This is a genomic window from Arthrobacter sp. R3-55 (assembly GCF_054161505.1).
The window spans coordinates 4,427,373-4,441,658 of the sequence record NZ_CP096423.1 but is presented as its reverse complement, the minus strand read 5'-3'; the positions used below and the strand labels follow the sequence as shown (position 1 = coordinate 4,441,658).

Annotated in this window: 15 protein-coding genes and 1 pseudogene; 9 read left to right on the top strand and 7 right to left on the bottom strand. The window is 63.1% G+C overall.

Annotated features, from left to right (window positions below):
* Nucleotides 1-35 precede the first annotated feature (35 nt).
* The 3 genes from M1D51_RS20335 (at nt 36) to M1D51_RS20325 (ending at nt 2,217) form a co-directional block, all read left to right on the top strand.
* The gene (locus M1D51_RS20335) at nt 36-998 is read left to right on the top strand and encodes a DNA topoisomerase IB (RefSeq protein ID WP_458107806.1); all 963 of its coding nucleotides are present in this window, start codon (nt 36-38) and stop codon (nt 996-998) included.
* A gap of 68 nt (nt 999-1,066) precedes the next feature.
* Complete coding sequence (locus M1D51_RS20330; protein WP_172323793.1) at nt 1,067-1,624, top strand: hypothetical protein; 558 nt, start codon at nt 1,067-1,069, stop codon at nt 1,622-1,624.
* Between the two features lie 5 nt (nt 1,625-1,629).
* The gene (locus M1D51_RS20325) at nt 1,630-2,217 is read left to right on the top strand and encodes a TetR/AcrR family transcriptional regulator (protein ID WP_458107805.1); all 588 of its coding nucleotides are present in this window, start codon (nt 1,630-1,632) and stop codon (nt 2,215-2,217) included.
* 135 nt (nt 2,218-2,352) lie between these two features.
* Here the strand turns inward: M1D51_RS20325 and M1D51_RS20320 are convergent, their stop codons facing one another.
* The 5 genes from M1D51_RS20320 to M1D51_RS20300 all read right to left on the bottom strand — a co-directional run bounded on the left by M1D51_RS20320 (nt 2,353) and on the right by M1D51_RS20300 (nt 7,635).
* A complete protein-coding gene (locus M1D51_RS20320) occupies nt 2,353-2,631 on the bottom strand; it encodes an HPr family phosphocarrier protein (RefSeq protein ID WP_017197107.1) in 279 nt (92 codons plus the stop codon).
* A gap of 71 nt (nt 2,632-2,702) precedes the next feature.
* A complete protein-coding gene (locus M1D51_RS20315; RefSeq protein ID WP_172323791.1) occupies nt 2,703-4,730 on the bottom strand; it encodes a PTS fructose transporter subunit IIABC in 2,028 nt (675 codons plus the stop codon).
* Complete coding sequence (locus M1D51_RS20310) at nt 4,727-5,719, bottom strand: 1-phosphofructokinase family hexose kinase (protein ID WP_172323790.1); 993 nt, start codon at nt 5,717-5,719, stop codon at nt 4,727-4,729. The genes M1D51_RS20315 and M1D51_RS20310 overlap by 4 nt, the downstream gene beginning before the upstream one ends.
* Nucleotides 5,716-6,507: a DeoR/GlpR family DNA-binding transcription regulator gene (locus tag M1D51_RS20305; protein ID WP_172323789.1), complete on the bottom strand. Its 792-nt coding sequence runs from the start codon at nt 6,505-6,507 to the stop codon at nt 5,716-5,718. Before M1D51_RS20305 ends, M1D51_RS20310 begins: the two co-directional genes overlap by 4 nt.
* Nucleotides 6,508-7,203: 696 nt before the next feature.
* The gene (locus tag M1D51_RS20300; protein ID WP_458107804.1) at nt 7,204-7,635 is read right to left on the bottom strand and encodes a hypothetical protein; all 432 of its coding nucleotides are present in this window, start codon (nt 7,633-7,635) and stop codon (nt 7,204-7,206) included.
* A 179-nt stretch (nt 7,636-7,814) separates the two neighbouring features.
* Here M1D51_RS20300 and M1D51_RS20295 point away from each other — a divergent pair, with 179 nt between their 5' ends.
* The 3 genes from M1D51_RS20295 (at nt 7,815) to M1D51_RS20285 (ending at nt 10,460) form a co-directional block, all read left to right on the top strand.
* Nucleotides 7,815-8,588 (top strand): GAF and ANTAR domain-containing protein, encoded by a 774-nt coding sequence (locus tag M1D51_RS20295; RefSeq protein WP_172326508.1) that lies wholly within the window; start codon nt 7,815-7,817, stop codon nt 8,586-8,588.
* Between the two features lie 217 nt (nt 8,589-8,805).
* Complete coding sequence (locus M1D51_RS20290; RefSeq protein ID WP_172326507.1) at nt 8,806-9,261, top strand: hypothetical protein; 456 nt, start codon at nt 8,806-8,808, stop codon at nt 9,259-9,261.
* 38 nt (nt 9,262-9,299) lie between these two features.
* Nucleotides 9,300-10,460 (top strand): glutamate--cysteine ligase 2, encoded by a 1,161-nt coding sequence (locus M1D51_RS20285; RefSeq protein WP_458107803.1) that lies wholly within the window; start codon nt 9,300-9,302, stop codon nt 10,458-10,460.
* Between the two features lie 243 nt (nt 10,461-10,703).
* Here M1D51_RS20285 and M1D51_RS20280 read toward each other — a convergent pair whose 3' ends face one another.
* Both M1D51_RS20280 and M1D51_RS20275 read right to left on the bottom strand, forming a co-directional pair.
* Entirely contained in the window at nt 10,704-11,105 is a 402-nt protein-coding gene (locus M1D51_RS20280) for a VOC family protein (RefSeq protein WP_011773069.1), read from the bottom strand.
* Nucleotides 11,106-11,241: 136 nt separating this feature from the next.
* A pseudogene (locus M1D51_RS20275) lies at nt 11,242-11,640 on the bottom strand (helix-turn-helix transcriptional regulator); the annotation flags it as partial.
* A gap of 26 nt (nt 11,641-11,666) precedes the next feature.
* On the opposite strand from M1D51_RS20275, the gene M1D51_RS20270 reads away from it, so the two are divergent.
* The 3 genes from M1D51_RS20270 to M1D51_RS20260 all read left to right on the top strand — a co-directional run bounded on the left by M1D51_RS20270 (nt 11,667) and on the right by M1D51_RS20260 (nt 14,257).
* Nucleotides 11,667-12,284 carry an alpha/beta hydrolase gene (locus M1D51_RS20270; RefSeq protein WP_458109627.1) on the top strand — a complete coding sequence of 206 codons (618 nt, stop codon included), beginning with the start codon at nt 11,667-11,669 and terminating at the stop codon, nt 12,282-12,284.
* Nucleotides 12,285-12,497: 213 nt separating this feature from the next.
* Nucleotides 12,498-13,517 (top strand): LacI family DNA-binding transcriptional regulator, encoded by a 1,020-nt coding sequence (locus M1D51_RS20265; protein WP_458107802.1) that lies wholly within the window; start codon nt 12,498-12,500, stop codon nt 13,515-13,517.
* Between the two features lie 14 nt (nt 13,518-13,531).
* A complete protein-coding gene (locus M1D51_RS20260) occupies nt 13,532-14,257 on the top strand; it encodes an HAD family hydrolase (RefSeq protein WP_172325353.1) in 726 nt (241 codons plus the stop codon).
* The last annotated feature ends 29 nt before the right edge of the window (nt 14,258-14,286 follow it).

The window sequence follows — 14,286 nt, the reverse complement described above, 5'->3', positions numbered from 1 at the left end:
CAGGACCGGCTGAACACGGGTAGGGCTGGCGAAACATGCCACGGCTCAAGCGCAGTGACCTGTCCAAGCCCGGAATTGTCCGCCGCAAGGTAGGAAAAGGGTTCAGCTACCGGCATCCGGACGGGAGCCTGGTCAGCAAAGAGGATCGCCGGCGCATCAATGCGCTGGCGATCCCGCCTGCGTGGACCGATGTATGGATCAGCCCTTTTGAGAACGGGCACATCCTGGCCACGGGCATCGATGATGCCGGTCGCAGCCAGTACATCTACCACCCCACGTGGCGGGAGCGGAAGGACACCGAGAAGTTCATCAGGGCCGCGAAGCTCGGCTTGGTCCTGCCGGCCATCCGGCGCAACGTCACCCTCCACCTGCAGGACACCGATAACCCACGGCAACAGACGCTCGCCGCTGCCGTACGGTTGATGGACCTTGGCGCGCTCCGCGTTGGCTCCGAGGTGTACATGAAGCAGAACGGTTCCTATGGGCTCACCACACTCCGTTGCCGCCATGCACGGGTTGAAGGGCAGGATGTCTTCCTGAAGTTCCCCGGGAAAAGTGGCCAGCTGTGGGACAGGTCCATCCACGATCCCTCGCTGGCAGCCTTTTTGGAACCACTCGCCCAGCGCCCGGGCAAGGAGCGCCTGCTCGCCTACTTTACTGAGGGGACCTGGGTCTCCGTGGACGCGTCAATGATCAACGAATATCTGCGAGGCATCACAGGCGACGCTTATTCTTCCAAGGATTTCCGGACGTGGAAGGGTACCGCAGCTGCGGCGCTTTGCCTTATCAAATCAGGCCACAAGGGCACACCCCGCCAAGCGATCGTGAGGGCCATCAAGGAAGCCTCGGAACTGCTGGGAAACACCCCGTCCGTGGCCCGATCCTCGTACGTGGACCCTCGCGTCATTGAGGCCTACCTCGCGGACCAGCTCAAGGAAGTGAAGCCCACTGAGGCTTCCGTTGCCGCCTTCCTGAACGGCGAAACGCCGAGGTCTTAGCTCTGCGAACTTTGTGAGTACACTCGTACTAATAAAGATCGGAATGAACAAGCTTTGGGGAGCAGTAAATGATTCTGATGGCGATCGTGGCGTGCGAAATTGCATTCTGGGTGGCAATTATTGCCGGACTCGCAGCGAGGTACCTCCTGCGGAGGCCCCGCCTTGGTGCGGCCCTCCTGATCCTTGCTCCGGTGATCGACGCCGTCCTGCTCGCCCTGGTGGCAGTGGACCTGCTCGGCGGAGGAACGGCCTCATGGCACCACGGACTGGCCGCGATCTACATCGGCGTCTCCATTGCATATGGCAAACGCATGGTTGCATGGGCGGACGGACATTTCCATCACCGATTTGCCGGTGGACCTGCACCTGAACGACTCACGGGAACCCGCTACACGGTCAAATGCTGGCGGGATGTGCTTTTGACTGCGTTGGCGGTGGCTATCGCTGCGGGGACACTGGGAGGCATCATCTTCCTGGTCAATGATGCAGAACGAACCTCGGCACTCTCCGGCTTCTTTCGCATCCTGGGAATCATCTTCGCCATCGACTTCCTTTGGGCTGTGAGCTACACGATCTGGCCAAAGAAAGCCGCCCGCCCTTTGCCCGCTGCTGCTTCTTCGAACTGAACACCATGCCCCGCAGAATCGACGCCGAAGCACGCACTGCCGAGATTGCGGAGGCCTCTTTACGTGTCCTTGAACGCGATGGGCTGGCGGGCTTGTCGGTGCGCGGCGTCGCAGCGGAAGCGGGTATTGCTGCTGCCTCGTTGCGGCGGTCATTTGCCACACAGCACGCCCTCCGGGAGTACTGCCTGCAACTCATCGAGGACCGGGTCACCGCCAGGATCTCCGCACTTGAGCTGACCGGCCGCGCCCTGGTTGACGGGCTGCTGCTGCAGTTGCTTCCCCTCGACAAAGAGCGGCGCCTGGAACTGGTGGCGCAAGTCCAACTCGGCGTTCTTTCGCTCACCGACAACCGGCTCCGTCCTCCGGCGATCAGGCTGAGCGAGGGGGTAGATCGCGCGTGCCACGCAGCCGTGCAGATCCTGATCGAGGCGGGCCTGTTCAACAAGCAGCGCGACCCTGTGTACGAAGCGCAGCGGCTGCGGGCACTCCTGGATGGAATCGCCATGCGTGGACTGTGGAGCGGGGAGTTGCCGGCATCGAGCCACATGCCCGGACTGCTCACCCGCCATCTCGACTCGCTCGCCAATCCGTAGGCCTTCCGCCGGAGTGCGGATGAAGGCGCATCAAGGACCATAGCTGCACTCCCGCTGACAACAACAAAAGAGCCTGGCGACACCCGAATCCGGGTGTCGCCAGGCTCTTTGCGCGGCGCTGAGTGTGGAGTCTCCCTACTCGGCGTCGTGGTCCGTTTCCAGGATCTTCACCAGGCTGTCCAGGGCGGCGTCCGCACCTTCGCCTTCGGCGCGCAGCACTACAACGTCGCCGTGGGATGCGCCCAGGCTCATCAGGGACAGGATGCTGGCCGCGTCCATGGCGTCGTCGGCCGGTTCACCCTGGCGGGCGATGGTGACATCAAGGTCCAGGTCTCCCGCGGCCTCGGCAAAAATTGCTGCGGGGCGGGCGTGGAGGCCGACGCGGCTTGCGATGGTGGCTGTACGTTCTGGCATTGGTGCTCCTCTTTGTGAAGGGGTGGCTGTGGTGAAGGGTGGCTTTGTGGGAAGTCTAGACCGTTGGAAGCCTAGACGCTGACGGTTGCCGGGGCGGCTTCCGCTTCTACCGGCTTCTTGACCGCAAAGCGCTTGAGGGCAATGACGGCCAAGGCGCTGACCACCATGCCGGCAACGATGGCGATGATGAACATCGGCAGGTTGCCAATGGCGAAGAAGACGAAGAAGCCGCCGTGCGGTGCCTGGGAGGTTACTCCGGTGGCCATGCAGAGTGCGCCGGTGAGGGCACCGCCCACCATGCTGGCAGGGATGACGCGCAACGGGTCGGTTGCGGCGAAGGGGATGGCACCTTCGGAGATGAAGGAAGCACCCAGCAGCCAGGCGGCCTTGCCGTTTTCACGCTCGTTGAGGGTGAAGAGCTTCTTGTTCAGGACCGTAGCAAGGGCCATGGCCAGCGGAGGAACCATGCCGGCTGCCATCACTGTGCCCATGATCAGCCATGGCGCCTGGTTGTCGGCGCTGCCCGCGGTCAAGCCGGCTACTGCGAAGGCGTAGGCAACCTTGTTGACCGGGCCGCCGAGGTCGAAGCACATCATGAGACCAAGGATGATGCCCAGAACCACTGCTGAAGCACCGCTCATGCCCGTGAGCCAGTTGTTCAGAGCCAGGGTAAGGCCGGCGATAGGGCCGCCGAGGACCAGGAACATCAAACCCGAAGCAAAGATCGAACCGAGAAGGGGGATGATCACCACGGGCATCAACCCACGGAGCCAGCGCGGTACCTGCCAGGTGCCGATCAAGTAAGCGATGTAACCGGCCAGCAGACCGCCGATGATGCCGCCGAGGAACCCTGCGTCCATGAAGCTGGCCACGGCTCCGGCAACGAAACCGGGCGCAATACCCGGCCGGTCGGCGATGGCGTAGGCGATGTAACCGGCCAGCGCCGGGACCAGGAAGCCCATGGACAGGGCACCGATCTTGAACGCCACTGCACCGAGGTAGATGGACAGCCCGCCTTCAGGAAGGTTGGTGAAGTTGTTCTCCAACACCACCTTGTCGGCCACTTCAGTGATGTCGTAACCGCCCAGCAGGAAGCCCAGTGCAATCAGCAGGCCACCGCCGGCGACGAACGGAATCATGTAGCTCACGCCGGTGAGGAGGGCGCGCTTCAGCTTCTGGCCGATGTGCTCACCCTTTTCCTCTTCCGCGCGCTCTGCCTGCTCTTCAGCTCCGGCATGGGGGACGCGGCGTGCACGGGGATCCTCCGCGGCTGCCAGTGCTTCCTCCACCATCTTGGTGGGTTCGTCGATGCCACGCTTTACCGGTGCATTGATGACGGGCTTGCCGGCGAACCGCTCCTTGCCGCGAACGTCGACATCCACGGCGAAGATCACCGCGTCAGCTGCGGCGATCACTGCCGGGTCAAGTGGCTTGGCCCCCGAGGAACCCTGGGTCTCAACCTGGAGGTCGACGCCCATTTCCTTGGCAGCAGCAACCAGCGAGTCAGCCGCCATGTACGTGTGGGCAATGCCTGTGGGGCAAGCGGTCACTGCCACAATGCGCTTTGGTGCGGCAGTCGTCGTCGTGCCGGTGGCAGGGCTGGCAGCAGCGGCAGGTGCGGTATCCGCCGCCGGAGCAGCCGCAGGCTTGTCGGCCAGTGCGCCGTCCACGAGGTCTACGATGTCCTGCTCGGTGGCTGCCGCACGCAGCGCCGCCGTGAAGTCCTTTTTGATGAGCGAGCGAGCCAGTTTGGACAGCAGCTTCAAGTGTTCCTGGTCCGCGCCGTCCGGGGCTGCGATGAAGAAGATGAGGTCTGCGGGCCCGTCCTTGGCGCCGAAGTCCACCTTGTGGGACAGCCGGGCCATGGCCAATGCAGGCTCTTGGACCGCAGCGGAGCGGCAGTGCGGGATGGCGATGCCGCCGGGGACGCCGGTGGCGGTCTTCTGCTCCCGGGCGAAGGCATCGGCGAAGAGACCTTCAACCTCGGAAGCACGGCCGGAGGCGGCAACTTTGCCAGCCAGGACGCGGATGACGTCGGCGGGGGAGTCGCCCAGGTTTTGGTCGAGGGTGACCAATTGGGGTGTGATCAGCTGGGTCACTGTGAGTCCTTTTGGAGGGCCGTGATGGTTACGGCATCGGGGGTTGTTTGGTGGACTGCCGGGACGGTGGAGCCCGGCAGGGAAGCAGCAGCGGCACCGTGCGCCACGGCTTGACGAAGGCAGTCCTGTGCGGATCCGCCCTGGGTTGCAGCCAGCAAATAGCCGGCCAGTGCAGAGTCCCCGGCGCCTACCGTGCTGACGGCTTGGATGGGCGGATGCGTGGCAAGCCATGCTCCGTCCGCCGTCACCAGGATTGCTCCCTTGGACCCGAGTGTTGCGAGAACAGCGCCTACACCGCTTGCGACGACGGCGGCTGCGGCTTCAGCGGCTTTGGCCGGATCCGCTTCCAGTTCGTCAGCTGTGGAGACGTTGGTGAAACCGGCGGCGGCGGCAAGCTCGGCGAGCTCCTCCGCGTTCGGCTTGAGCAGGTCCGGCTTTCCCGAAGCGTCGCCCACCAAGGCGGCCGCGAGCGGCGCCCCGGAGGAGTCGATGGCGATCCGGGGGGCCGCCGTTCCGTCCGCGTTCGACCTGAGCCGACGAGCGATGGTGGCGTAATAATCCGCAGGCACCCCGGGTGGGAGTGATCCTGCGAGAACCACCCAGCCGGCGCCACGGGAGCGCTCCAACAACAGCCCGATCAGGGCTTCCTGCTGGTCACCGCTCAGTTCCGGGCCGGGTTCGTTGATCTTGGTGGTGACGCCGTCCGGTTCGGTGAGCGTGACGTTGCTGCGCAGCGCCTGACCGATGGGTAGCGCGGCGAACGGCACGCCGGCGTCGTGCAGTCCGGAAAGGACCGGGTCCGAGTCCGCGCCCGGAAGGACTGCCAGCGTGTCCAAACCGGAGGCCACCAGCGCCCGGGAAACGTTGACGCCCTTCCCGCCGGATTCCTGGTGGACGGCTACCGCGCGCTGCACCTCGCCGCGAGCCAGGGCCCCGGGGAGTTCCACCGTGCGGTCAAGGCTGGGGTTGGCGGTCAAGGTGATGATCATGCGATCACCACGTCGACGCCGGCATCTGCCAGGGCTGCGGCGAGTTCCGCGGAGGGTTCGCTGTCTGTAATCAAGGTGTCAACATCCTTCAAGGTGGCGAACTGGACCAGTGTTTCGGCGTCCAGTTTGGAAGAGTCGGCCAGGGCCACCACGCGGCGGGCTGAGGTGACGAAGGCGGCCTTGACGGCTGCTTCCTCAGGATCCGGAGTGCTGAGGCCGAAGGTTGCGTGGATGCCGTTGGCACCCACAAAAGCGATGTCGGGGCGAAGCTTGCAAGCGGCCTCCACGGTGGACTGCCCGACGGCGGCCTGCGTCAGTCCGCGGACACGCCCACCAAGGATCTGGAGTGCTATGCCCTGTGTGGAGGAGAGCTTGCCGGCAATGGGGATGGCGTGGGTAATGACCACGAGTTCATCGTTTCCGTTGGCCGACGGCGTCCGCTGGGCCAGGAGATCGGCGAGGGTTTCCGTGGTGGAACCTGCGTCAAGGAGGACACTGCCGGTGGTGAGCTCCGGGATCAGGGCCAGTGCGGCGTTGGCGATACGGGATTTTTCCACCTGGCGCTGGACGGCCCGTTCGAGGATGCTTTCTTCGCGGGTGCTCAGGCGGTCCGAGGGGACGGCGCCGCCATGGACGCGCCGGAGGTTTCCCGAGACTTCGAGGGCCGCGAGGTCACGGCGGACTGTCTCAGTGGTGATGCTGAAACGGTCGGCGAGGTCAGTGACGCTCACCCGTCCGCGCTCTGCGACGAGTGCGGAGATCAGTTGCTGGCGTTCTTCGGCGAACACTTACCCTCCATAGGTCAAGCTGCTTCCTGGGCAGCCACATCAGTGACTGCCGTCACAACGATGTGGAATTGCTTGACTCTATCTTTGTTTATGTTGATAAGTCAAGGGAAACCAACATAAACAAAGATTGGAGGGTTGGCGAGTGGACACAACAAAGGGCATGCCATGCTCCCTGTAGCGCGACATGCCCTCGTTCGGATCCTGACTGGGGGATTTGCCAGGATCCGGTCCATGGGTTGACCGGTCCCTTATGTCAGGGGCGCCGGTTGTTCGCCCTTTCCGGGCGGGGAAGGAACCGCAGGTCCCGGCGTTGGGTCCGGAACGGGCGGCGGGCCCGGCTCCGGCAGCGGTACAGGCTCGGGTGTAGGCCCGGGTTCACGGGTTGGATCAGTCCCCGGCCCCCGCGAGGGGTCTGGATGAGAGGGGTCCGGCGGGAACCCGCTCATGGTCAGGCACTCCTTCGACGCGACGAATGTTGGGGTCGCAGGCTTTCGGGAACAGAGGACGGGTACCGGCTGGAATCCCATCCCGAACTCCGGTAATCGATAGGCAGGTTGTCTGGATCCGGCGGGTCAGGAAGTTTCCGCCGGGCAGCCGGCCTGAGCTGCGAGCCCGTTGTTGAAGAGTCTTTCCTCTGTGATTCCGTGTGCATGCTATCCCTCCCGGTAGCTCCAGAAATGGTGTGGCCGCTGTTCCTCATTCCGGAATCTCCATGCGGAATCCGCAATGGCATCCAAGGATGCGGGTGTTGATAAGGACCTCGTACATCCGCAGCTGGCCACCTGGTTTCAGGACCAAGGGGGCTTGGATCCTGCGAAGCTCGCAGCTCTTGGTTTTCATGGGTTCGCCGCAGTGCAGGTACTGCCCGCCGAACTGGAGCACGCCTTGATTGACGCCCGGACGGTTCAGTATCAGCGCCACCCTCTGGACAGAGGCCACCTGTTGGTAGGCGTACCTGCAGGTATGGCACTCGTAGGTGACTTCAACCATGTTTGGCGCGGGTGGGTAGTGCGATTGGATGGAATTCACCAGCAGGTGCTTGTCCGTATTGCAGTGTTGGCACCACAAGGGCTCGTCAGGCGGTTGGTGGGCTTCATCCGGAACTCTGGAGGCTGGCTGGGCCGGCATGGGTCTGTACCTCTGCATCGAAGAAATGCGGGACGCCCGTCTGCATGAGCTGGAAAGCCTGGGTCCTGTGATGGGGACTGTTAGCTAGATTGTGCACATAGGTGCACCGCATATGCAAGGATTTTGTAGGCACCCTAAAAGGGGTGACAACCTGAACCCGGACGACCGTAAACTAAGGCATGGACGAAATGAACGTTGAATTAGCGCTGCCTGATGCTGCATCAGCGCCAGACGAAGTTTCGGTGCCTGAGCAGCTGCAGGACCTTGTTATTGACAGCGAAGACGTTGGTGGATTCCTGGGTGATCTCGCCGTGTACTCGGCGGCAGCCGTATCCAAAGCTGTCGGGATGCCTGTCCATTGTGGGATCACCGTTAGCCGCCGCCGCCGCACCGCAACGGTGGCCGGAAGCACCCCCGAAGCCAAGCTGATCGATGAAGTTCAGCAGGCGTACGGGGACGGGCCCTGCCTGGAAGCGATGCGAAGCCACGCCACCGTGCACGTTCCCGACACCTCCACGGAGGAGCGGTGGAAGGAGTACTGCACGGTGATCGCTGAGCGCGGACATCTGGCCGCTCTGTGCGTCCCCTTGGAGTTGGACGAAGGGGCCACCGCCGCCCTGAACTTCTTCGCTCCCCAATCCGGTGTCTTCGACGACGCCACCATCCAGAACTGCGAGCTGTATGCGAGCCAGGCTGAACGCTCATTGCGGCTGGCCGTGAGGATCGGCGTGAAGCAACAACATGCCGACGACCTCCAGGAGGCCATGCAGTCCCGGACCGTCATTGACCTGGCCTGCGGCATCATCATGGGGCAGAACCGCTGCACCCAGGAAGAAGCCTTCGAGATCCTGAAGAAGGCCTCCAGCACCCGGAACCAGAAGCTGCGCGAGGTCGCAGAGTCGCTGGTCACGAGCGTGGCAAAGCAGGCGCCCGTGGCCCATTTCGAGCCCTGAGCCACAGAAGCCGGGCTCCCGGCGGCAAGGCCATGACTTGTGAGCCGCGCCACTGGTGAACTACATTTTAGGTGGGTTAAGCAGATAGCCCTTGGAGCCTTATGTCACCTGGTGCCATCCCGGATGGTCCAAGAACTGCACCTTTCAGCCGTGGCCGCTTTCGGCCGGCTCTCCGTGCACGCATGCGGGCTCCTTGGAGAAGTAAAGGAGAATGGCAATGACGCTTGGATCCCTGCCCGTCCCGAAACCATCCAGAGGGACGGATCCCGCAACCGGCGAGACCGGAGCGCGGCCCTGGTGCACAGTTTGCGGCACTGATTCGTACATTTTTGTTGAGACGGTGGTTGAAGCCCAGCCGAATCAGTCCGAGGTAGTAGAAGTCAGCTATACCTGCAGTGAGTGCGATACGTTCTACGCCCACGCTGTCCGCTTGGAGGCCCTGGTGCCTGAGATCCAACGGGAATTTCTTTCCACTTCAGCAGCAGGGCTCTGGTTCAGCTGCACCCATTGCGGCGATCCCATGACGTTGGGACGCCCCACCGAACGGGTGATTGAGGCGCCCCGGACCACGGACGATCCGGAAAGCCCCAACCTCCTGGAGGTCTACTTGCAGACGCAGGTACTGCATTGCCGTTGCGGTTTCCAAATGGAGGTTCCGCGCCACGTTGGATGACTGCCGTCTCTGAATAACCAACAGCGGGAGGGGTGGCTATGCGCACGTTTGGTGTTGAAGAGGAACTGTTGATCGCGGATCCGGCGGACGGTACGCCTTTGGCGCTGGCCGCAGACATCCTTGATGTTGCTGCTCCGCACTTTGGCGAGGCGGAAGGCAGTGCCGGTGATGAGCATGGCGCCGGGAACGCGACGCTGAAGTCCGAATTCAAGCAGGAGCAGGTGGAGGTCAACTCGCGTCCCTGCCGGACTGCGGCTGAACTCAGGGACGAGATCCGTGCAGGGCGGGCATTGTCCGACAAAGCCGCACGGACTGTGGGTGCGCGCGTCGCCGCATTGGCCACCCCGCCCGTCTTCCACGCCACTCCCACCACGGGGAACCAGCGGTATGCGGCCATGGGGACGGAATTCGGGTTGATTTCGCGTGAGCAGCTCACCTGCGGCTTCCACGTCCACGTATCCATAGAATCGCCGGAAGAAGGGGTCGCTGTCCTTGACCGGATGCGGCACTGGTTGCCGGTGCTTCTGGCCTTGAGCGCCAATTCTCCTTTCTGGATGGGAGCCGACACCGGTTTCGCCAGCTACCGGACACAGATCTGGAACAGGTGGCCCACTGCCGGCCCCATGGATGTGTTCGGTTCCGTGGAGGGCTACCAGGAGATGCTTTCGGAGTTGTTGGGTACTGGTGTTCCGCTGGACGAGGGCATGATCTACTTCGATGCCCGCCTGTCCAGGGGACATCCCACTGTTGAATTGCGGATCGCAGATGTCTGCCTCTACGCCGAAGACGCCCTCACCATTGCCGTGATCGCCCGTGCCCTGGTGGAAACATCGGCGGCCGAATGGCGGCGAGGAAAACCGGCGTCGAGCACGTTGACGCCGGTCATCCGCATGGCGAACTGGAAAGCCAGCCGCTTTGGCATCAACCACCAACTGCTGCACCCCCTGGAGCAGCGGCCCTATCCTGCTTCAGACGTAGCAGCAGCACTGCTCCGGCACGTTCGCCCGGCGCTCACAGCCACCGGTGATCTTGCCCTCGCCCGGGCAGGAGTGGCGAACATTCTCCGCCGGGGCACCGGCGAACGGCTGCAACGCCAGGCGTACAGCCAGCGTCGCCGGTTGTCCGACGTCGTATCCGCCGCCATTGCCTCCACGCACCAGGACGGCGAACGGTCCGACGCCGGGGTGCTGAGTCACTAGGGAAATTACTGCAGGCGAAGAAGTAGTGCAGGCGAAGAAGTCCGGCGGGTGAAGGGGCAGCGGGCAGACAGTACGACGGCGGCGGGTCGCCTCGGGTGCGGCGGCAACCGGCAGTCAGTACGACGGCGGCGGTCGCCTCGGGTGCAGCGGCAACCGGCCGCCGTCGTAATGCCGCAGTGGAAGACGAGGGTTGAGCCCGTCAACCGGCCGTACAGCCCGAGCAGAACCCTGGCGTTAAGCCCGTCAGCCCTGGTTGATACGGATCATATTGCCTGACGGGTCGCGGAAGGCGCAGTCGCGCGGTCCCCAGGGCTGATCGATGGGTTCCTGGAGAACTTCGGCGCCTGATGCGCGGAGCTTCTCGAACGTAGCGTCCAGGTCATCCGTGGTGAACACCAGCATGGGCATAACACCCTTGGTCAGGAGTTCCTGGATGGCATCGCCGTCGGCCTGTGAACGGCCGGCGTGCGGCGGGGAAAGCACCAGTTCAAGATCCGGCTGGGCGTCGCTGCCTATGGTGACCCAGCGCTGGCCATCCGAGCCGACGTCGTTCCTTACGTCGAAACCCAGGGCGTCGCGGTAGAAGGCAAGCGACTCATCCACATCGTTGACGGTGACATGTGCATACTTCAATGAAATGTTCATGAATCACACGCTATTGCAGCTGTGGCGCGGGCGCTTCTTCAATCCTGCTCAGTCCATCAGGCACCGAAGCAGGAGCCGAAACCGGGGCCAGGGCCGCGGCCGAAACCGGAGCAGAAGCCGGAGCCGAAGTCTTGCCCCCATTGCGTTCGGGCCGCGTGTGCTGCTTGGCGATACAGGAGGGCATGGCCTTGACGGCGTGGTGTTCGCGCGAGCGGTATTCGCTGGGGTTGATGCCAACGATTTCCGTGAATCGCGTGCTGAAGGAGCCAAGCGACGTACAGCCGACTTCCATGCAGGCGTCCGTGACGCTGGTGCCTGCCCGGAGCAGGGCCATGGCCCGTTCGATCCGCCGGGTCATGAGGTAGTTGTAGGGGGATTCGCCGTAGGCGGCCTTGAACTGGCGGGAGAAATGCGCGGGTGACATGAGGGCGCCGGCGGCCATGGTGGGCACATCCAGGGGACGGGCGTATTCGCGATCGATGAAGTCGCGGGCGCGCCGCAGATGGGCCAGGTTGGCCAGTTCCTGCGGAGTCATGGCGCCAGTCTACTAGGCTCATGCCCATGGATTCAGTGGTGTGGTCAAAGCCCGAAAGCCAGCGCGCGGACACTCCGTTGCTGGTGATGATGCACGGTTATGGAACCAGCGAGCAACGCATGGTGGACCTCTTTCCGCATCTTCCCGGCGAGTTCACGTGCGCTGCACTTCGCGGCCCGAAAGTGATTGGCGACGACTACGGCTGGTTCCTGTTGGACTACTTCCTGACCAACGACTTTGCTGACGTTATTTCATCAACCAACTCGGTTTTCAACTGGATCAACTCCGTCAAGGACAACCACAGCAGCGTGAGCCTGCTGGGGTATTCGCAGGGTATGGCCATGGCCAGCACGCTCCTGCGCCTACGGCCCCACGCTTTCAAGGCCACGGTGGGCCTGTCTGGTTTTGTGCTGGACAACGACCTCCTTGCCCTGAGCGAGTCCTTCGATACCCCACCGCCGTTTTTCTGGGGACGCGACAAGGCCGATCCCGTCATCAATGAGGACGCGATTGCCCACACAGCGGAGTGGCTGGAAGCCAATGTGGCTTTGACGGCACGCACTTATCCGGGGATGGGCCACAGGATCGAGCCGCCGGAGCTGGTGGACGTCAGTGCGTTCCTGAAGTTCTACGTCCTGGGGTGATGTTCCGGGTTGATGTTCTGGGCTTGATCCCCGGATTAGACGTCATCCGGGCCCCCGAATCAATCTCTTGGTGAGATTCGCGTCACAATTTCGCATTCGACCGCACTCTATTGAATGACGAAATTGTAAGCGCTTACACTTTTGGCTGGTGACCCGGTCCGGGTCACACGTGAAGGCGTTAGGCGAGCGTGGAAAGGGCTGAGGCCGTGTTGCATGGTTAGGACTCACAGGGCGACAATCCAGGACGTGGCCGTCCTCTCCGGGTTGTCCATTTGCACGGTATCCCGGGCCCTCAGGAACCTCCCGAACGTTTCTGAAAGGGCTCAACATCAGGTAGCCGGGGCTGCCGCCAAGCTGGGTTACAAGGCCTCGGCCGCAGCGTCCAGGCTGGCGGGCGGCAGGACGGGTTCAGTGGCGATAGTTGCCCCGACAGCCACCTCCTGGTTCTTCGCCCAGGCCGTGGAGGCAGCTGAGGAAGTCCTCGGCGACAGCGGCTACGACACCGTGCTGATCAGCCTGCGTAATAAGGACAGTGTGCGGCGGCAGTTCTTCGCAGACCTGGGAAACCTCGCGCAGAGAGTGGACGGGCTGCTCCTGCTCACCCTTGACCTGGTGCCCGGCGAAGTGGCTGCACTGGAGGCGTGCGGACTGGCGATAGCCAGCGTGGGCATGGAAAATGTTCCGTGGGACAATGTAGCTATCGATGACGAACACGCAGCCTGGCAGGCAACCCAACACCTGCTGGGGCTGGGCCATTGGGACTTGGCCGTTCTCTCGAGCAATGAACACCCCGTTGTGACTGAGACTCCACGGTTCCGTGGCTTCAAGCGTGCGCTGGATGAACATCACCTCACCGTCCACCCGGACCTTGTGGTGGGTGCCGGGCCAAGCATCGATGACGGCCGGCGGGCAATGACGGAACTCATCGCCCGTGGCGCGAGGCCCTCGGCGGTGTTCGCCCATTGCGATGAAGCCGCGTTCGGGGCGTTGAAGGCGCTCCGCGAATACGGTTTATCCGTGCCCAAGAACGTGTCAGTGATCGGAATGGACAACCATCCCATGAGCGGGTTCCTTGGATTGAGCACCGTGGCGCAGCCCGTGGCAGACCAAGGCGCCTTCGCAGCGAACCTGCTGTGCGAACGACTCCTGAATACCGAAACCCCCCATCAACCCTCCAACCACCTGCTCGATACCAAGCTCATCGAACGCAAAACCACGCGCCACAAGCGCTGAACGGATTACTGCACATGACTGATCTTCGTAATGCCTGGACCGGCGCCTCGGCGCTGTTGTTCGACCTCGACGGCGTGCTCACGCCCACTGCCGTGGTGCATGAGCAAGCGTGGCAGGAACTGTTTGATGCTTACCTTGCCGGAACCGGCCACCCGCAGGGATACCAAGAGAGCGACTACTTCGACCACATCGACGGCAAGCCGCGGTTCGATGGCGTCCGGGATTTCCTGGCCTCCCGCGGCGTCACCCTGCCTGAGGGGCCGGTTCATGACGACCCCGCGAACCAGACCGTGCAGGGCCTGGGCAACCGCAAGAACGCCATCTTCAACGAGATCGTCAACTCCCGCGGTGTTGAACCCTACGAGGGGTCGGTCAAGTTCATCAACGCCGCATTGGAGCTGGGTCTCAAAGTGGCGGTGGTTTCGTCCTCCCGGAACGCGCCGGCTGTCTTGAAGGCCGCCGGCCTTGACCACCACTTCGAGGTGGTGGTGGACGGCCAGGTGGCTGCCGCCGTCGGACTTCCCGGTAAGCCCGACCCGGCCACGTACGTCTATGGCGCGGGCCTGCTGGGCGTGCCTGTGGAGGAATGCATCGTGGTGGAGGACGCAGTGTCCGGCGTCCAAGCCGGCGCAGGCGCCAATTTTTACGCCGTGATCGGCGTGGACCGCGGGGCGGGCCGCCAAACCCTGCTCGACGCCGGCGCCACGCTGGTGGTCGACGACCTCAACGACCTTCTCTGACCCTACTTTTTCGAAGGACTTCAACCGCC